Annotated in this window: 18 protein-coding genes; 12 read left to right on the top strand and 6 right to left on the bottom strand. The window is 73.3% G+C overall.

Features of this window, described 5'->3' with window-relative positions; genetic code table 11:
• The first annotated feature begins 6 nt into the window (after positions 1-6).
• From ACZ45Q_RS09000 to ACZ45Q_RS08980, 5 genes are all read left to right on the top strand, one after another.
• On the top strand, positions 7-1,173 hold the full coding sequence (locus ACZ45Q_RS09000) for an acyltransferase family protein (protein ID WP_468257546.1): 1,167 nt from the start codon (positions 7-9) through the stop codon (positions 1,171-1,173).
• On the top strand, positions 1,173-2,525 hold the full coding sequence (locus tag ACZ45Q_RS08995; protein WP_468257543.1) for a sensor histidine kinase: 1,353 nt from the start codon (positions 1,173-1,175) through the stop codon (positions 2,523-2,525). The genes ACZ45Q_RS09000 and ACZ45Q_RS08995 overlap by 1 nt, the downstream gene beginning before the upstream one ends.
• The gene (locus tag ACZ45Q_RS08990) at positions 2,522-3,205 is read left to right on the top strand and encodes a response regulator (protein WP_468257063.1); all 684 of its coding nucleotides are present in this window, start codon (positions 2,522-2,524) and stop codon (positions 3,203-3,205) included. The genes ACZ45Q_RS08995 and ACZ45Q_RS08990 overlap by 4 nt, the downstream gene beginning before the upstream one ends.
• Before the next feature lie 154 nt (positions 3,206-3,359).
• Complete coding sequence (locus tag ACZ45Q_RS08985; RefSeq protein WP_468257061.1) at positions 3,360-4,712, top strand: sensor histidine kinase; 1,353 nt, start codon at positions 3,360-3,362, stop codon at positions 4,710-4,712.
• Positions 4,709-5,374, top strand: coding sequence for a response regulator (locus tag ACZ45Q_RS08980; RefSeq protein ID WP_468257058.1), 666 nt, complete (start codon positions 4,709-4,711; stop codon positions 5,372-5,374). Before ACZ45Q_RS08985 ends, ACZ45Q_RS08980 begins: the two co-directional genes overlap by 4 nt.
• Positions 5,375-5,389: 15 nt before the next feature.
• Here ACZ45Q_RS08980 and ACZ45Q_RS08975 read toward each other — a convergent pair whose 3' ends face one another.
• Entirely contained in the window at positions 5,390-6,289 is a 900-nt protein-coding gene (locus tag ACZ45Q_RS08975; RefSeq protein WP_468257055.1) for a LysR family transcriptional regulator, read from the bottom strand.
• A 116-nt stretch (positions 6,290-6,405) separates the two neighbouring features.
• Between ACZ45Q_RS08975 and ACZ45Q_RS08970 the strand changes: the two genes are divergently transcribed.
• Together ACZ45Q_RS08970 and ACZ45Q_RS08965 are read left to right on the top strand one after the other, a co-directional pair.
• Positions 6,406-6,762 carry a DoxX family protein gene (locus ACZ45Q_RS08970; protein ID WP_468257053.1) on the top strand — a complete coding sequence of 119 codons (357 nt, stop codon included), beginning with the start codon at positions 6,406-6,408 and terminating at the stop codon, positions 6,760-6,762.
• 106 nt (positions 6,763-6,868) lie between these two features.
• Positions 6,869-8,071, top strand: coding sequence for a cytochrome P450 (locus tag ACZ45Q_RS08965; RefSeq protein ID WP_468257050.1), 1,203 nt, complete (start codon positions 6,869-6,871; stop codon positions 8,069-8,071).
• 31 nt (positions 8,072-8,102) lie between these two features.
• Here the strand turns inward: ACZ45Q_RS08965 and ACZ45Q_RS08960 are convergent, their stop codons facing one another.
• Positions 8,103-9,761: an ABC transporter permease gene (locus tag ACZ45Q_RS08960; protein WP_468257047.1), complete on the bottom strand. Its 1,659-nt coding sequence runs from the start codon at positions 9,759-9,761 to the stop codon at positions 8,103-8,105.
• A complete protein-coding gene (locus ACZ45Q_RS08955; protein WP_468257044.1) occupies positions 9,758-10,693 on the bottom strand; it encodes an ABC transporter ATP-binding protein in 936 nt (311 codons plus the stop codon). The genes ACZ45Q_RS08960 and ACZ45Q_RS08955 overlap by 4 nt, the downstream gene beginning before the upstream one ends.
• 104 nt (positions 10,694-10,797) lie before the next feature.
• Between ACZ45Q_RS08955 and ACZ45Q_RS08950 the strand changes: the two genes are divergently transcribed.
• A complete protein-coding gene (locus ACZ45Q_RS08950; RefSeq protein WP_468257041.1) occupies positions 10,798-11,301 on the top strand; it encodes a GbsR/MarR family transcriptional regulator in 504 nt (167 codons plus the stop codon).
• A gap of 121 nt (positions 11,302-11,422) precedes the next feature.
• Here the strand turns inward: ACZ45Q_RS08950 and ACZ45Q_RS08945 are convergent, their stop codons facing one another.
• A complete protein-coding gene (locus ACZ45Q_RS08945) occupies positions 11,423-12,400 on the bottom strand; it encodes a diacylglycerol kinase family protein (protein ID WP_468257038.1) in 978 nt (325 codons plus the stop codon).
• Positions 12,401-12,585: 185 nt separating this feature from the next.
• Here ACZ45Q_RS08945 and ACZ45Q_RS08940 point away from each other — a divergent pair, with 185 nt between their 5' ends.
• The 4 genes from ACZ45Q_RS08940 to ACZ45Q_RS08925 all read left to right on the top strand — a co-directional run bounded on the left by ACZ45Q_RS08940 (position 12,586) and on the right by ACZ45Q_RS08925 (position 15,326).
• Positions 12,586-13,869: an adenylosuccinate synthase gene (locus tag ACZ45Q_RS08940; protein ID WP_468257035.1), complete on the top strand. Its 1,284-nt coding sequence runs from the start codon at positions 12,586-12,588 to the stop codon at positions 13,867-13,869.
• A gap of 12 nt (positions 13,870-13,881) precedes the next feature.
• Complete coding sequence (locus ACZ45Q_RS08935) at positions 13,882-14,403, top strand: DUF3515 family protein (RefSeq protein ID WP_468257032.1); 522 nt, start codon at positions 13,882-13,884, stop codon at positions 14,401-14,403.
• Between the two features lie 308 nt (positions 14,404-14,711).
• A complete protein-coding gene (locus tag ACZ45Q_RS08930) occupies positions 14,712-14,912 on the top strand; it encodes a hypothetical protein (protein WP_468257029.1) in 201 nt (66 codons plus the stop codon).
• 120 nt (positions 14,913-15,032) lie between these two features.
• Positions 15,033-15,326: a hypothetical protein gene (locus ACZ45Q_RS08925; protein ID WP_468257026.1), complete on the top strand. Its 294-nt coding sequence runs from the start codon at positions 15,033-15,035 to the stop codon at positions 15,324-15,326.
• Here ACZ45Q_RS08925 and ACZ45Q_RS08920 read toward each other — a convergent pair.
• Positions 15,319-15,969: a hypothetical protein gene (locus ACZ45Q_RS08920; RefSeq protein ID WP_468257023.1), complete on the bottom strand. Its 651-nt coding sequence runs from the start codon at positions 15,967-15,969 to the stop codon at positions 15,319-15,321. The genes ACZ45Q_RS08925 and ACZ45Q_RS08920 overlap by 8 nt on opposite strands.
• 158 nt (positions 15,970-16,127) lie before the next feature.
• Entirely contained in the window at positions 16,128-16,823 is a 696-nt protein-coding gene (locus tag ACZ45Q_RS08915; RefSeq protein WP_468257021.1) for a GntR family transcriptional regulator, read from the bottom strand.
• Between the last annotated feature and the right edge of the window lie 90 nt (positions 16,824-16,913).

Genomic DNA, 16,913 nt, shown 5'->3' with positions numbered 1-16,913 from the left:
GCCGCCGTGCGCGCCGCCGCCCGCATCGACGCGGCCACTCCCGCGGACCGGGACCGCTCCGTCGACGCGCTGCGCGCCGCCGCCATCCTCGGAGTCGTCCTCGGCCACTGGCTGGTCACGGCCCTGGTCGCCGACGGCGGCACCCTGTACGCGGCCAGCCCCTTGCAGCATCTGCCCTGGCTGGCGCCCGTCTCCTGGGCCTTCCAGACCCTCGCCGTGTTCTTCCTGGTCGGCGGCCACGTCGCCACCCGCGGGTATGCCGCGGCCCGCTCCCGCGGCCTGTCGTACGGCGATTGGCTGGGCGCCCGGCTGTCGCGGCTCTTCCGCCCGGTCGCCGCCGTCCTCGCCCTGTGGACGGTGGCGGCGGCGGCCCTGCTGCTGACGGACGCCGAGTTCACCACCGTGCGCACCCTGGTCCGACTGGCGCTGTCCCCGCTGTGGTTCTTGCTGGTGTTCGCCGCGCTGACGGCGGCGACTCCGCTGCTGACCCGGCTGCATCCGCTCTGGCCGCTGGTCGTCGTCCTCCATGTCGACCTGGTGCGTTTCGGACTCGGCGGACCGTCCTGGCTCGGCTGGGTCAACGTGGCGGCGGGCTGGCTGGTGCCCTACACCCTGGGCGCCGCCTGGACCCGGGGCGAGCTGGAGGGCCGCCGCGCCGGGTGGGTCCTGCTCCTCGGCGGCACCGCGGGCACCGCGGCGCTGGTCGCCTGGGCCGGCTATCCGGCGTCGATGGTCGGCGTCCCCGGCGCCCCGGTCTCCAACCTCGATCCGCCCACGCTCGCCGCCGTCACCTTCGGCCTGGCCCAGTGCGGTCTCGCCCTGCTGCTGCGCGGACCGCTGCGCCGCGCCATGCGCAGACCGATGGCCTGGGCGGGGGTGGCGCTCGCCAACCTCTCCGCGATGACGATCTTCCTCTGGCATCAGACGGCCCTGATGGCGACCACGGCCACCGGTCTGCTCGCCGGCCGCCTGCCCGGCCTGCACACGCTGCCCGACGGTCTGGGCTGGGTCGCGGCCCGGCTGGCCTGGCTGCCGGTGTTCGCCGTGGCCCTGGCCGGGTGCTGGGCGGCCTTCCACAGCGCCGAACGGGGCGGCGGCCGGCGCCGGCCCCGGGTGGTGCGGTCGTATCGCACCGGTACGACCCGCACGTCGGAGCCTAGGGTGGGGGCGTGATGACGAGGGGGAGCGGGGCCGCGCGCCGGCTGCGCGTGCTGCGCGACGACCTGTGGACCGCACGGGTGGACCCGCTGCCGCCGTCCACATGGCTGCGCTGGCTGCCGCACGGGATCGTGTGCCTGGCGGCCCTCGGGGTGCTGCTGGGCGACGCCGCCCAGCTCGCCGACCACGGCGGGCTGGAGCCCGGGTTCGCCTTTCTGATCGGCCTCGGACAGGCCGGCGCGATGGTGCTGGCGCTGTGGCGGCCGGTCCTGGCCTGGTGGGTGGCGCTGGCGGCCACCGTGGTCGGAGCCATGGCGGTGCGCTCCCTGATGGAACCGGGCTCGGACGAGTTCACCTGGCCGTGGACCTCGGCCGGCCTGATCGCCCACCTGTTCGTCCTGCTGTTGCTCGCCCTGCGGGTCCGCACCCGGGTGGCGGTGGAGGCCCTCGCCCTGAGCGCCCTGGTCACCTATGTCGTCCAGGGCCTGTTGGGTGGGCTGGACTACCAGCCCACCGGGCAGCTGGCCGTCGCCCTGTTCGCCGTGGTCGTGCTGCTCGGCACCGCCCTGCGCGGACGCCGCGAGGCCCGGGCCGAGCTGGTGCAGCAGACCTCGCTCACCGCCGAGGAGCGCGCCCGGCGCACCCTGCTGGAGGAACGCAGCCGCATCGCCCGCGAGCTGCACGACGTGGTCGCCCACCACATGTCCGTCATCTCCATCCAGGCCCAGGTCGCCCCGCACCTCGTGCAGGACCCGCCCGAGGAGCTGAAGGAGAACCTGGCGGGCATCCGGCAGAACGCGCTGGAGGCGCTGACGGAACTGCGCCGGGTGCTGGGCGTGCTGCGCTCCGAGCACCCGGAGACCGGCGAGCCGCTCGACGGACCCGGCAGGCCCGGCTCGGACCCCGCCCCGCACTCCCCGCAGCCCACCCTCGACCGGCTGGACGCCCTGGTGGAGAACACCCGGGCGGCGGGCCTGACGGTGACCACCGAGATCAGCGGCACCCGACGGCCGCTGCCGCCGGGCGTGGAGCTGTCGGCGTACCGGATCGTGCAGGAGGCGCTGAGCAATGTGCTGCGGCACGCGCCCGGCGCCCGCGCCTGGGTCCACCTCACCCACCTGCCGACCGGCGTGCGGGTCGAGGTCGTCAACTCCCCGCCGGTGCGGTCGGCTGCACCGTCCCAGGGGGCCGGGCACGGGCTGCTCGGCATGCGGGAGCGGGTCGCGATGCTCGGCGGCACCCTGACGGCGCACCCCCTGCCGGACGGCGGCTACCAGGTGTCCGCGTTCCTGCCGGCCGACGGCACCGACCAGCCACCCCCCGACGACCCGAGTGTCCGCTACTACCCTGAGGACGGCAGACCATGACGAGCGGCAGTTCCGGCGCGATCCGCGTGGTGATCGCCGACGACCAGCAGATGGTCCGGCAGGGATTCACCGTGCTGCTCGACACCCAGCCCGGCATCGAGGTGATCGGTCAGGCGGTGGACGGCCTGGACGCCGTCGCCAAGGTCGCGGAACTCGTCCCCGACGTGGTCCTCATGGACATCCGCATGCCGGAGCTGGGCGGCATCGAGGCCACGCGCCGCATCGTCGGCGCCCACCCCGACGTCAGAGTGCTGGTGCTCACCACCTTCGACCTCGACGAGTACGTGTACGAGGCGCTGTGCGCGGGTGCCTCCGGGTTTCTGCTCAAGGACGCGTCCGCCGAGCAGCTCGCCGAGGCCGTCCGGGTGGTCGCGGCCGGGGACGCGCTGCTCGCGCCCGGCGTGACCCGGCGGCTGATCACCGAGTTCTCCCGGCTGCACGACAGACCGCGCGCCCCGCTGAAGGAGCGCGTCGGCGCCCTGACGGAGCGGGAGACGGAGGTGCTCGCCCTGATCGCGCAGGGCCTGTCGAACGCGGAGATCGCCGAGCGGCTCGTCGTCGCCGAGCAGACGGTGAAGACCCATGTGGGCCGCATCCTGGTGAAGCTCGGCCTGCGGGACCGGACACAGGCGGCGGTGTTCGCCTACGAGACGGGCCTGGTGCGGCCGTCCGGCTACTGAGCGGCGACCCCGCACCGGCCGCCCGCCCCCGGCCGGCGTCGCGGGCACCGTGTGTCGAGCGGGGACCTACCCCGCGTAGTACTTGAGACGGACGGGCCATGACCCCTCTCACTGGTGACGACCGCGGGCCCCGCCTCGGCCTACGGTGGCGAACGTGACCGAGACGACCCAGACGCGGACCACGCCCCCGGGCGACGGGGGCGCTCCGCGCAGCCCCGAGTACCGGCTGGCCCTGGACGCCCTTCAGGGACTGCGCCAGGACCTGTTCCACGACGCCTTCGCCTACCGCCCGCTGCCGCCGATGGCGACCGACGGCCCGCTGACCCGCCGGCTGCGCGGCCGGTCGCGGGCGTACGCGGGCCGTGTCCCGCACGCGACGGTGGCCGTACTGGCGCTGCTGGCACTGTGGGGCGGTACCGGTGCGACCGGTTTCATCGACGGGCCGCTGGCCCTGCTGGCCGGGCTGGTGTGCGCGGTGCCGGTGCTGGCCACGCTGGTCCGGCCGGTGGGTGCGTTCTGGATGTCCATGGCGGCGACGCCCGTGATGGCCATGCTCGACAGCAGTTGGGGCGGGGGCGACTGGCCGTGGCCGCCCGGCGCGTTCATCTGCCACCTGTCGGTGCTGGTGATCGTGGCGATACGCACCCGGCCCCGCACCGCGGCGTGGATGTGGGCCCTGACCGCGTTCTACGGCTTCCTTGCGGAGACCAGCAGCGGGCAGTACTACACGAACTCCGCGCCGATGCTGGTCCTCTCCGCTCTCGCCCTGCTCGTGATCGCCGTCTGGCACATCCGGCGCGACGCCCGGCAGGAGGTCACCGCGCAGCAGACGGTCACCGAGCACGAGCGGTCCCGGCGCACGCTGCTGGAGGAGCGCACGACCATCGCCCGTGAACTGCACGACGTGGTCGCGCACCACATGTCGGTGGTCGCCATCCAGGCCGAGGCCGCGCCGTACCGGGTGGAGAACCCGCCGGAGGAGCTGGAGCGGGCCTTCGTCACCATCCGGGAGAACGCGGTGGCGGCCCTGACCGAGCTGCGCCGTGTCCTCGGCGTGGTCCGCGCCGAGGACTACGAGGCCCCGGACGCCCCCCAGCCCACCCTCGCGGACCTGGACGCCCTGCTGGCCAACGTGCGCGGCGCGGGCCTGACCGTGGAGAAGGCGGTGACCGGCGCGGTGCGCGAGCTGCCGCCGGGCGTGGAGCTGTCGGCGTACCGGATCGTGCAGGAGGCGCTGAGCAACACCCTGCGGCACGCCCCCGGCGCGAGCGCCCGCGTCGAGATCTCCTACGTCCTCGGCGGCCTGGGCCTGCGCGTCGTCAACGGCCCGATGCCCGAGCCGTCCCTGGTCAAGCCCTCCCCGGGCGCCGGGCACGGCATCACGGGCATGCGGGAGCGGGTGACGATGCTGAACGGCGAGATGACGACCGGCCCGACGGACGAGGGAGGCTACGAGGTGGCGGTGTTCCTGCCGGTCACGGCGGCTCCCGGCGAAGGTGAGGCATGACCATCCGGGTGCTGGTCGCCGACGACCAGATGATGGTGCGCGAGGGTTTCTCGGTCCTGCTGAACGCGATGCCGGACATCGAGGTCGTCGGCGAGGCGGTCAACGGCCGGGAGGCGGTGACGAAGGTCCGCGAGCTGGCCCCGGACGTGGTCCTGATGGACATCCGCATGCCGGAGCTGAACGGCATCGAGGCGACCCGGGAGATCGTCGCGCTGGACGGCGCGGCGAAGGTGCTGGTGCTCACCACCTTCGACCTCGACGAGTACGTGTACCAGGCGCTGCGCGCGGGCGCGTCGGGCTTCCTCCTCAAGGACGCCTCCGCCCGCCAGCTCGCCGACGGCGTCCGGGTGGTGGCCTCCGGAGAGGCCTTGCTGGCCCCGTCCGTCACCCGGCGGCTGATCACCGAGTTCTCCAAGATGTCCGAACCGCCTCGGCTGATGCCCTCGGCGCACGCGGCGTACGGCGATCTGACGGAGCGGGAGACGGAGGTGTTGGTGCTGATCGCGCAGGGCCTGTCGAACGCGGAGATCGCCGAGCGCCTGGTGGTGGCCGAGTCGACCATCAAGACCCATGTGAGCCGGGTCCTGGTGAAGCTGGGCCTGAGAGACCGCACCCAGGCGGCGGTCTTCGCCTACGAGGCCCGCCTGGTGACCCCGCGCTGACCGCCCGCCGTCTCCTCAGGCCGGGGTGGGTCCGGTGTCCAGGCAGCAGCGGACGAAGTCCTGAACGACGGGATCGGTGTCGCCGGAGTGCCGCCAGGCGACGCCGACCTGACTGGGGCTGACACCGCTGACGGGGCGGTAGGTGATGCCGGGGCGGGCGTAGAAGCGGGCGGCGGACGCGGGGGCCAGGGCCACGCCGTAACCGTTGGCGATTGCGCTGAGCCAGTCGTCCGGCTGGTCGGCGACGGCGCCGATGCGGACCGGACGGCCGTCGCGTCCGTCGGCGGCCAGCCAGTACTCGCGCCACCAGCCGGTTTCGGGCGGGGCGGCCACGAAGGGCTCGTCCCACAGATCACGGAAGGGGATCACTTCGCGCGCGGCGAAGGGATGACCGGAGGCGAGGGCGACCCAGCGGGGTTCGGTGAACAGCACCGCCGTCCGCACGGCGTCCTGACCCGGGAAGGGCAGCCGCAGCAGGGCGACGTCGACGTCCCCGTCGGCCAGTCCGGCGCCCGGCTGCGACCAGGCGGCCTGCCGCATGTCCACCCGCCAGCCCGGCCGGCGTCGGGCGAACTCCGCGATGATGCGCGGAGTCGCCTCATTGGCGGCACTGCCCAGAAAGCCGACCCGCAGCACGCGGGCCGCCCGGTCGGCCGCGCTCCTGGTCTCCCGCAGCACCTGGTCCCACTCGGCCAGCAGGGCGGGCACCCGCTCTCGCAGCGCCCGGCCCGGTGCGGTGAGGGCCATGCCGGTGCGGGACCGGGTGAACAGCCGCATCCCCAACCGGTCCTCCAGTTGCCTGATCTGCTTGGTCAGCGCCGGCTGGGACACGAACAGCCGCTCGGCGGCCCGGGTGAGAGTCCCTTCCTCCGCCACGGCGACGAAGCAGCGCAGCAGCCGGGTGTCCACGTCCATGCCGCCAGGTTATAGACGCAGGTATTGGACGTGGTTCCGGGGCTTGGAGAGGCTGGTCGCGGTGAGCACGCGGGGCTCGCCGACCTCACGACGCGCCCGGCTGAAAGGCGAGGCCCATGTCCACCGCTTACATGGTCATCACCGTCATCACCATCCTGGCCAACGCCGCGATCGCCGTCGCGGACTTCATGCGGGCCGAGTTCGTCGTCGCCAACTCGGGCGAGGTCGGTGTCCCGCAGAGCTGGCTCCCGTGGCTCGGCGCGCTCAAGGCCGCGGGAGCCGCCGGTCTCCTGCTCGGGCTCATGGGCGCCACGGTCATCGGCGTCGCCGCCGCGGCGGGACTCGTGGTGTTCTTCGTCGGGGCGATCGCCGTACACGTCCGTGCGCGCGTCCACCACAACATCGCGGGCCCTGGCGGCTACCTCGCCCTGGCGGCCGCGTCGCTCGTCCTCGCCGTCGCCCGGTGGACGTGAAGTGCGGAACGAGTGGCTACTAGGCCCGCCTGGTGACGCCGCATTCGTGGAAGCCCTCGTCCACGACCACTGGTCCGGCCCGGCGACGTCGCGCTAGCGTCCGTCCATGGCAGCCTTCGACCCCTGGGACCCCGCCTTCGTCGCCGACCCGTACCCGGCCTACGCCGAGCTGCGCGCCCGGGGGCGGGTGCACTACTTCGAGGCGAGCGACCAGTGGCTGGTGCCGCACCACGCGGACGTGTCGGCGCTGCTGCGGGACCGCCGGCTGGGCCGCACCTATCAGCACCGCTTCTCGCACGAGGAGTTCGGCCGGACGCCGCCCCCGCCGGAGCACGAGCCGTTCCACACGCTCAACGACCACGGCATGCTCGACCTGGAGCCGCCGGACCACACCCGGATCCGGCGCCTGGTGTCGAAGGCGTTCACACCGCGCACCGTGGAGCGGCTCAAGCCGTATGTGCGGGGGCTGGCCGACGACCTGGTGGACCGGCTGGTCGCGGAGGGCGGCGGCGACCTGCTGACCGACGTCGCCGAACCACTCCCGGTCGCGGTGATCGCCGAGATGCTGGGCATCCCGGAGTCCGACCGGGCCCCGCTGCGGCCCTGGTCGGCCGACATCTGCGGGATGTACGAGCTGAACCCGTCCGAGACCACGGCCGCGAAGGCGGTGCGGGCGTCGCTCGAGTTCTCCGAGTACCTGCGCGGGCTGATCGCCGAACGCCGCAAGGACCCCGGCGACGACCTGGTCTCCGGCCTGATCGCCGCCCACGACGAGGGCGACCGCCTCACCGAGCAGGAGATGATCTCGACCTGCGTCCTGCTGCTCAACGCCGGTCACGAGGCCACGGTGAACGCGACGGTCAACGGCTGGTGGGCGCTGTTCCGCAACCCGGACCAGCTGGCCGCCCTGCGCGCCGACCACTGTCTGGTCCCCTCCGCGGTGGAGGAGCTGATGCGGTACGACACCCCGCTCCAGCTCTTCGAACGGTGGGTGCTGGACGACATCGAGATCGACGGGACGACGATCCCGAGGGGCGCGGAGGTGGCGATGCTGTTCGGCTCCGCCAACCACGACCCGGCCGTCTTCGCCGACCCGGAGCGGCTCGACCTGGCCCGCGCCGACAATCCGCACATCTCCTTCAGCGCCGGCATCCACTACTGCATCGGCGCGCCCCTGGCCCGTATCGAGCTGGCCGCGTCCATGACCGCCCTGCTGCGGCGGGCGCCCGCGCTCCGGCTCGCCGCGGAGCCGGAGCGCAAGCCCAACTTCGTCATCCGGGGACTGAAGGGGCTGCCCGTGGAGGTCTGACGGGGCCGGCCGTCCCGGTGCGGGGCGGGCGCTACTTCGTCTCCAGGTCCCGGCGCCGGAACCCCGCCAGTCCCAGCCACACCAGCCCGGCCGCGATCAGCGTCAGCACCAGCAGCGGGGTCCAGTTCATGTCCGCGGCCGGGAGCCGGGGCACGTGGCCGAACGGGGAGAGGTTGTTCATCCAGCCGGGGAACTGGAGGATCTGGCCGAGGTAGCCGACGACGAAGGCGTACACCGGCACGATCCAGGCCGCCGCGCTCGCCCGCGGGAACCAGCCGAACAGCACCGCCGCCACCCCGACCGTGACCCACAGCGCCGGTGCGTAGGCGACGGCCGCCCCCACCAGCCGGGCCACCAGCCCGCCGTCTCCGGTCGAGGCGGCGCCCGCGATGCCGAAGCCGAGGCCGGCCAGCACCAGGACGAGCGTGCCGCAGCCCATGGCCACCGCCAGGTGGCTGCCGGCCCAGCGGTCGCGGGACAGTCCGGTGGCGAGCAGTGGTTCGGCGCGCCCGGCGGTCTCCTCGGCGCGCGGTCGCAGCGCCGCCATCACCACGTACACCGCGGCGACGACCGTGATGACCACCATCACCATGGAGGCGAAGGACTCGGCCATGCTGGAGCCGCCCAGGCGCTCCAGGGCCTCCTGGAGCTGGTCGATGTCCTTGAGCATGTCCTCGGCCTGGCCGAGGATCGACCCGTACATCGCGCCCATCAGGAACAGGCCCGCGGCGAAGCCGGCGAGCATCCCGCGGTGCAGCCGCAGCGCGAAGCCGAGCGGGGTGCCGAGCGCCTCGGAGGCGTGCGGGCTGCCGAGCTTCTCCGGGCGCAGGCCCGCGCCCACGTCCCGCCGGGTGGAGAGCACGAACCCGGCCGCCGCGCAGGCCACGGCGAGGACGAGGCACAGCAGCAGCGGCCACCAGGCGTCGTCGACGTAGACGTAGGTGCGCTGCACCCAGCCGATGGGGGAGAGCCAGGACAGGGCGGCGCTCTCGCCGCTGTCCCCGGCGGCGCGCAGGACGTAGGCGACGCCGATGACGGCGAGGGCGGTCCCGGAGGCGCCGCGCGTGTGCGCGGTGAGCTGGACGGTGACGGCGGCGACGGCGGCGAAGACGAGACCGGCGGCGGCGTGGCAGGCGCCGTACAGCAGCGAGCCGGCCGTGCCGACGCCTTCGAGGCCCATGCCGCTCAGGCCGAGGCCCAGCAGCACGGCGAGGACCAGGTTGGCCAGGGCGGCGACCGACAGGGCGGCGGCGAGGTGCGCGTGCCGCCCCACGACCGTGGAGCGCACCAGCTCGGCGCGGCCGGTCTCCTCCTCGGCGCGGGTGTGCCGGGTGACGATCAGGACGCTCATCAGGCCGACGAGCACGGCCATGAAGCCGAGCATCTGGTGGCCGAGCATGGCGCCGAAGCCGTAGTCGTCGAGGTAGTGGCGGGGGCCCGACATGGCCAGGCCCGCCGGGCTGCCCATGGTCTCGACGGCGTTGGCCCGGTCCTCGGGGTCGCCGTACAGCTCCCGGTAGCTGTTGGCCGTGGACAGGGTGCCCAGCAGCAGGGCCAGGATCCACACCGTGAGCCGGATCCGGTCGCGGCGCAGGGCGAAGCGGATCAGGGTGCCGGTGCCGGCCAGGGCGGCCGACCCGGTGGTCTCGCGCGCCGGGGCCCGGGTGCCCGCGGTCGTCGTGCTGGTCATCGCACGGCTCCCCGTGTCCCGGCCGTGCCGTCGCGGTCGGCGGCGGGCAGGGCGTCGTCGTAGTGGCGGAGCATCAGCTCCTCCAGCGTCGGCGGGTGGCTGACGAGGCTGCGGATGCCGAACTCGGTGAGCTTGCGGACCGCGCCGTCGACCTCGGCGCCGTCCACGGCGAAGCGGACCCGTCCGTCGGTGGCCCGCAGGTCGTGGACGCCGGGCAGGGCGTCCAGGCCGGTGGCGGGGCGCTCGGTCTCCGCCTCGATGGTGGTGCGGGTCAGGTGCCGCAGTTCGCCGAGCGTGCCGGACTGGACGATCCGGCCGAGCCGGATGATGCTCACCCGGTCGGCGAGCTTCTCCACCTGGGCCAGGATGTGGCTGGAGAGCAGGACGGTCCGGCCGGCGGCCTTCGCCTCGGTGATGACGTCCTGGAAGACGACCTCCATGAGCGGGTCCAGGCCCGCGGTGGGCTCGTCGAGGAGCAGCAGTTCGGCGTCGGAGGCGAGCGCGGCGACGATGGCGACCTTCTGCCGGTTGCCCTTGGAGTAGGCACGGCCCTTCTTCGTCGGGTCGAGTCCGAACCGTTCGATCAGCTCGGACCGTCGCTGCTTGTTCAGGCCGCCGCGCAGCCGGGCGAGCAGGTCGATGGCCTCACCGCCGGTGAGGTTCGGCCACAGCTCGACGTCGCCGGGGACGTAGGCGAGGCGGCGGTGCAGGTCGACAGCGTCCGTCCAGGGGTCCCGGCCCAGCACCTGGGCGGCGCCCGAGTCGGCGCGCAGCAGGCCGAGCAGGATGCGGATGGTGGTCGACTTCCCGGCGCCGTTGGGCCCGAGGAAGCCGTGGACCTCACCGGACTCGACGTCCAGGTCCAGCCCGTCCAGCGCGTGTGTCCGTCCGAAGGACTTGTGGAGTCCGGAGACGGTGATGGCCTTCGTCATGGTTCAGAACGTACGCTCGCTTCACAAATTTGTGAAGTTAAGGAAGCGTATAAATGCCCGGGTAGACTCGGGAACGGTCGACGAGCAGGGGAGATGATCCGGGGATGACGGAACCCAAGGCGCCGGAGCGGGACCCGGAGGCCGTCTCCCGGTTCGTGGAGCACTTCGCCGCCCAGCTGGTGGAGGCGGGGCTGCCCCGGATGCCGGCCCGGGTCTTCGCCGCGCTGCTGTCCTCCGACTCCGGTGCCCTGACCTCGGCGGAACTGGGTGAGCGGCTGAAGATCTCCCCGGCCGCGGTGTCGGGCGCGGTGCGCTACCTGTCCCACGTCCACATGGTCTCCCGCGAACGGGAGCCCGGCTCCCGCCGCGAGCGGTACCGGGTGCACGCCGACCAGTGGTACGAGGCCCTCACCAACCGCGAGGTGGTGATCAAGCGCTGGGAGGACGCGCTGCGCGACGGCGTCCGCAGCCTCGGCGAGGACACTCCGGCGGGCGGTCGCCTCGCCGAGACCCTCGCCTTCTTCGAGTTCCTCGAACGGGAACTCGCCGGCATGATGGAACGCTGGCGCGCCCACCACGCCCGGACCTTCGGCCGGGACCGGCCCTGACCCGTCCGACGCCGGGCCGTCCGATGCCGGGCCGTCCGACGCCGGGCCGCCCGACGCGGGCCGACACCGGGTCGTCGACGCCGGGCCGGCCGGCTCAGGGCCAGGCCGCCCGGGGACGTGCTCACGGCTCCCGCGGCACCGTCAGCCCCCAGGCCCCCTCCCGCACCACCCACGTCCGGGTCCGTACCGGTCCCGACTCCACCGCGTCGGCCCGGTAGCGGAAGTGGGCGCCGGACACGGTCACCGTCCGGCCCGTGGCCGTCAGCGGGGTCGCCTCCGCACCCACCGACGAGGGCCGCACCTCCACCTCGGCCACCCCGGCGGCGCCCGGCGCCACCGACACGCCCTCGACGGGCTGGTCGAGGTCGACCAGCGTGGCCCCGTCGACCTCCACCCGCAGCCGCGCCGGACCGCCCCCGAAACCGGACGCGCCCCGCGCCGGACGGGTGGCCGCCAGGGTCCGCACCAGCGACTGGCACGTCCGCAGCCAGCCTGCCCCGGCCGCGGCGCCACCCCCCGTACCGCCCCCGGCACCCCCCTCCGCGCCGCCGCCCGCGCCGCCGCCCGCGCCGCAGCCCGAGCCGCCCCACCGCCCGTCCCCCGCAGGGCCCCCGGGACCGCCCGCCGGCCCGGCCGCAGCCGCGGGCGTCCCCACCGGCGGGATCCCCACCGCCCCCACCACCACCCCGTCGCTGTCGTCGACGAGCAGGTCCAGCCGCCGCTCCGCCCCGTCCAGCACCGTCCGTGCCGCCGCCACCGCGTCCGTGGGCAGCCCCAGCGACCGGGACAGGCCCAGCACCGGTCCCACCGGCACCACCGACAGCGCGCACCCCGCCAGCTCGCGCCGCCGGTGCAGCAGGGACACGGCCCGCAGCAGCGCCCGGTCGTCGCCGATCACCACCGGCCGCCGCGAGCCCCGCCGCACCAGGGCCCGGGCGAACTCCTCCGGGCCGTCCGGCAGACACAGTTTCGTACTCGCCGCACCCGCGCTGAGCACGTCTTTCGCGATCCGGACGGACTCGCCGTCCGCCCGACGGGCGACCGGGTCGATGACCACCAGCAGCTGATCGGACCTCGCGGAAGTCGCCACCTCGGTCATGCCTCGCTTCCTCGGGTAGCATCTTTGTGCAAGAGCCCCTTGCGCTATTGCGCCAGGGGCTTCGTCTATTCCGGGGCATCCGGTCCGACGGTTGGCGGCCAACGACGGTCGCGGTGCACACGGCTGAAAACCTCCGCGTGCGCCCTCGACCATGGACATGCCCCGCCCGGAAGGGGTGTACGCGCGTGCCCGCACTTGTGCTGCTCGGTGCTCAGTGGGGTGACGAAGGCAAGGGAAAGGCGACGGACCTGCTCGGCGGATCCGTCGACTACGTGGTGCGTTACCAGGGCGGCAACAACGCCGGCCACACGGTGGTCGTGGGCGACCAGAAGTACGCCCTCCACCTGCTCCCTTCCGGAATCCTGTCCCCCGGCTGCACGCCGGTCATCGGCAACGGCGTCGTCGTCGACCCGTCGGTCCTGCTCTCCGAGCTGAGCGGGCTGAACGAGCGCGGCGTCGACACGTCCAAGCTCCTGATCAGCGGCAACGCTCACATCATCACGCCGTACAACGTCACCGTCGACAAGGTGACGGAACGCTTTCTCGGCAAGCGCAAGATCGGCACCACCGGGCGCGGCATCGGCCCGACCTACGCCGACAAGATCAACCGCGTCGGCATCCGGGTCCAGGACCTGTACGACGAGTCGATCCTGACCCAGAAGGTCGAGGCGGCGCTCGACATCAAGAACCAGGTGCTCACCAAGCTCTACAACCGGCGCGCGATCGCCGTGAGCCAGGTGGTCGAGGAGCTGCTGGGCTACGCCGAGAAGATCGAGCCGTACGTCGCCGACACGGTGCTGGTGCTGAACCAGGCCCTGGACGACGACAAGGTCGTCCTCTTCGAGGGCGGCCAGGGCACGCTGCTGGACATCGACCACGGCACGTACCCCTTCGTGACCTCCTCCAACCCGACCGCGGGCGGCGCCTGCACCGGCGCGGGCGTCGGCCCGACCCGGATCAGCCGCGTCATCGGCATCCTCAAGGCGTACACGACCCGGGTCGGTGCCGGCCCGTTCCCGACCGAGCTGTTCGACGAGGACGGCGAGGCGCTGCGCCGGATCGGCGGCGAGCGGGGCGTGACGACCGGCCGCGACCGCCGCTGCGGCTGGTTCGACGCGGTGATCGCCCGCTACGCGACCCGGGTGAACGGTCTGACGGACTTCTTCCTGACCAAGCTCGACGTCCTCACCGGCTGGGAGCAGATCCCGGTCTGCGTCGCCTACGAGATCGACGGCAAGCGCGTGGAGGAGCTGCCGTACTCGCAGACGGACTTCCACCACGCCAAGCCGGTCTACGAGATGCTGCCGGGCTGGTCGGAGGACATCAGCAAGGCGAAGTCCTTCTCCGACCTGCCGAAGAACGCGCAGGCGTACGTCAAGGCCCTGGAGGAGATGTCCGGCGCCCCGATCTCCGCGATCGGCGTGGGTCCGGGCCGGGACGAGACGATCCAGATCAACTCGTTCCTGTAGGCCGTGCCGGACATGCCGATGCCGACGCGGATGCCGATGCGGATGCGGATCGCGAAACCCGCCCGGTGGTGGGTGTGGGGGGCGCTGGCTCTGGTGGTGGCCGTCCTGGCAGGAGGGTTCCTGTTCGTGGACGGCCACCGGGTCGCCGCCGCTCCCCACGCGGACGACCCGAAGTGCGAGAAGGTGATCTCCCGTCTCCCGGACGACGTGCCCGGCGCCTCGCGCGACTGGGCGCTGGGGGACGGGGTCGCCTCCTGGGGCGGGCAGCGGGCGGTCCTGCGCTGCGGTGCCGAGGAGCTGCCGCCGAACGTCAATCTGTGCGTGACGGTCGACGGGGTCGACTGGGTGCTGAACGAGGAGCGGCTGAAGCGGGACGGGGTGAGTGTCCTGCGCACGTACGGGCGTTCCCCGGCGGTGGAGTTCGTCTACTCCGGGCCCCGTGAGGAGGTCGGTGGCATCCTGGCGGCGCTGAGCCCCGCCGTCGACTGGCTCCCCCGGAACCGCAAGTGCATCGGCGTCCAGGACGCCTTGTAAGCCCAGAGCCTCGCCCCCGCCGCCCCTACCCGTCCCATCCCCGGGGGGGCTCCGCCCCCGGACCCCCGCTCCTGAAACTCCCCCAGAGGGGGCACCCCCGGAGGGGCTGACATACCAGCCCGTCCGGCGATTGAGGACGAGGCCGTTCAGGCCGAAGCGGGGGTCTGGGGGCGGCAGCCCCCAGGGGACGATGGGGGTCCCCCCGCTCGAGCGAAGCCGAGAGTGGGGAGGGTAGGGGCGGCGGGGGCGTGTTGCCGTTCGGGCCCCTCCACCGGGCGCCGCCCGGCCCCGCGGTGTGGGATGAGGCCATGGACGAGCGTGACCATGCCGCTTCCTGCCACGGCCCCTACGGCCCCGAGGGTACCGCCGGCGACTGCGGCGACCCCGTCCGCTTCGAGGTCGCCCGCTACCGAAGGCCGCCCCTCCAGGTGTGCCCGGTGCACCTGGGCCCGTCCCTGCTGCTGGCCGAGGCGGTGCTGTGGCCGCCGGGAATCACGCTGATCCGCTGACCGCTGACCGCCGACCGCTGCCCCGCGCTCGCCCGCCGACCCGCTCGCCCGCCGACCCGCCCGAGTAACGACCTTCGCCCGTCGGGCATAGCCTGATGACGTCGGAAGAAGGTGACTGCCATGCGCGTACTGCTCAAGGCGACCCTGGACACGGAGAAGGGCAACGAGGCCATCCGCAGCGGGAAGATGCCGGGGATGATCAAGGAGGTCGTCGGCCGGCTCCAGCCGGAGGCCGCCTACTTCGGTGCCATCGGCGGCCGGCGGACGGCCCTGCTGGTCTTCGACATGAAGGACAGCTCCGAGCTGCCGCCCGCCGGGGAGACGTTCTTCATGGAGATGAACGCCGAGGTCGAGGTCTGCCCGATCATGAACGCCGAGGATCTGGAGCGGGGCCTCTCCCAGCTGGTCAGCTGAAGACGATCATCGACCCCTGCGCCAGGCTCCGCGTCGCGGCCGCGTGCAGCCCCAGCCAGACGTGGCGTTCCCGGGCGAAGGGGCTGGGATCGTGGGGCGCCGCCACCGCGGGCTCCTCCAGCTCGGTCGGGGCCGCCGGGGGCCGCGGCGCGGCCGGGGGGTTGGCCGGGTCGATGCCGATGGCGGGCGCGATGAACTCCAGCTCCCGCAGCAGCGCGTGCGACGATCCCAACGGCCCGCCGCCGGCGAGGAGTTCGTCGTTGGAGAGGGGGTGCGCGAAGTCGACGGGGACGTAGCTGCCGGCGTGGTCGTAGTGCCAGACCAGGTGTGACTGCTGGGCCGTCGTCTCGAACATCTCGAGCAACTGCTCGTAGTCGCCGCCCAGTTCGTCCACCGGTGTCACGGCCAGGCCGCACACCTGGAGCAGGTAGGCGCGACGCAGGAAGTGCAGCGCGTCGTAGTCGAATCCGGCCACCGGGGCGACCTCGCCGGACAGTCCCGGCATGTACTGGTACACCGGCACCGGCGGCAGCCCGGCCTCGGCGAGCACCTTGTCGAATTGCGCGAGTTCCTCGGCGAACGGGTTCTCCGGCGTGTGGCACAACACGTCGACGAGCGGTACCAGCCACAGGTCACAGGCCAAAGGAGGACTCCTCACACAACACGGTGGTCAGGGCAGGGTAGTCGGTGCGGCGTGTGCAGGTCCCATACCCAGGCTCGGCGACCTGACCCCACCCCCGGACGGCCCGTCGAAACCCCGGGCGCCGGCCCGCCGGCTCACGCGTCGGCTCGCCCGCCGGCTCACCCGTCGGCCGCGAGCCGTTCGATCAGGGCCAGGGAGTGGGCGTTGTACGCCTGCACGATCCTCCGGGCACCCTCGGCGTCCCGCCGTGCCAGGGCGTCGACCAGCTCGGTGTGGCCCGACCACAGCACGCCCCGCAGATCGCTGAGCCGGCGCAGGTGCTGGACGGTGCAGACCCAGCTCTGCACCCGCAGCCGGTGCAGGAAGTCGCAGAGGTAGGGATTGCCGAACAGCGTGGCCAGCTCACGCCAGAAGCGCAGGTCGTAGCCGATGAGGACGGTGAGGTCGCCGGCCGTGGCGGCGCGCTGCGCCTCCTCGCCGCGCCGCCGGACTCCCGCCAGGGCGGCACCGGTCCGGGGGTCGTCCGCCCAGGCGTGGCCGGCGGCGAGGGCCCGGAACATCCCGTCGGTGACGAGCCCGCGGGCCTGGACCATGCCGCGGAAGTCGTCGACGGAGTACTCGTGCACCCGGAACCCGCGGTGCTGGTCGGCGTCGAGCAGCCCCTGCGCGGACAGGTCGACCATGGCCTCGCGTACCGGCGTCGCGGACACGCCGTACTGTTCGGCGATCTCCTTGACCGTGAACTCCTGGCCCGGCTGCAACCGCCCGGCCAGCACCTCGTCGCGGAGCGCTTCGGCGATCTGCTGCCGCAGGGTGCTCCGCCTGACGGCACCGGTGCCGGTGGGGCCGGGCATGGTGGGGCGTCTCCCCTCGTCGCGCGCGCTGGCGTACTCGTGCGGTGTACTCGTGCCGTGTACCCGTGCGGTGTACCCATGCGGTGTACC

It is taken from the genome of Streptomyces sp. NPDC031049 (assembly GCF_055571015.1).
This window is presented reverse-complemented; position numbering and strand designations above follow the sequence as displayed.

Bases quoted from the DNA above. Each gene is read 5' to 3' on its own strand.
- ACZ45Q_RS08995 (WP_468257543.1), top strand. From the start codon at position 1,173: ATGACGAGGGGGAGCGGGGCCGCGCGCCGGCTGCGCGTGCTGCGCGAC.
- ACZ45Q_RS08990 (WP_468257063.1), top strand. From the start codon at position 2,522: ATGACGAGCGGCAGTTCCGGCGCGATCCGCGTGGTGATCGCCGACGAC.
- ACZ45Q_RS08980 (WP_468257058.1), top strand. From the start codon at position 4,709: ATGACCATCCGGGTGCTGGTCGCCGACGACCAGATGATGGTGCGCGAG.
- ACZ45Q_RS08975 (WP_468257055.1), bottom strand. From the start codon at position 6,289: ATGGACGTGGACACCCGGCTGCTGCGCTGCTTCGTCGCCGTGGCGGAG.
- ACZ45Q_RS08970 (WP_468257053.1), top strand. From the start codon at position 6,406: ATGTCCACCGCTTACATGGTCATCACCGTCATCACCATCCTGGCCAAC.
- ACZ45Q_RS08965 (WP_468257050.1), top strand. From the start codon at position 6,869: ATGGCAGCCTTCGACCCCTGGGACCCCGCCTTCGTCGCCGACCCGTAC.
- ACZ45Q_RS08960 (WP_468257047.1), bottom strand. From the start codon at position 9,761: ATGACCAGCACGACGACCGCGGGCACCCGGGCCCCGGCGCGCGAGACC.
- ACZ45Q_RS08955 (WP_468257044.1), bottom strand. From the start codon at position 10,693: ATGACGAAGGCCATCACCGTCTCCGGACTCCACAAGTCCTTCGGACGG.
- ACZ45Q_RS08950 (WP_468257041.1), top strand. From the start codon at position 10,798: ATGACGGAACCCAAGGCGCCGGAGCGGGACCCGGAGGCCGTCTCCCGG.
- ACZ45Q_RS08945 (WP_468257038.1), bottom strand. From the start codon at position 12,400: ATGACCGAGGTGGCGACTTCCGCGAGGTCCGATCAGCTGCTGGTGGTC.
- ACZ45Q_RS08935 (WP_468257032.1), top strand. From the start codon at position 13,882: ATGCCGATGCCGACGCGGATGCCGATGCGGATGCGGATCGCGAAACCC.
- ACZ45Q_RS08930 (WP_468257029.1), top strand. From the start codon at position 14,712: ATGGACGAGCGTGACCATGCCGCTTCCTGCCACGGCCCCTACGGCCCC.
- ACZ45Q_RS08925 (WP_468257026.1), top strand. From the start codon at position 15,033: ATGCGCGTACTGCTCAAGGCGACCCTGGACACGGAGAAGGGCAACGAG.
- ACZ45Q_RS08915 (WP_468257021.1), bottom strand. From the start codon at position 16,823: ATGCCCGGCCCCACCGGCACCGGTGCCGTCAGGCGGAGCACCCTGCGG.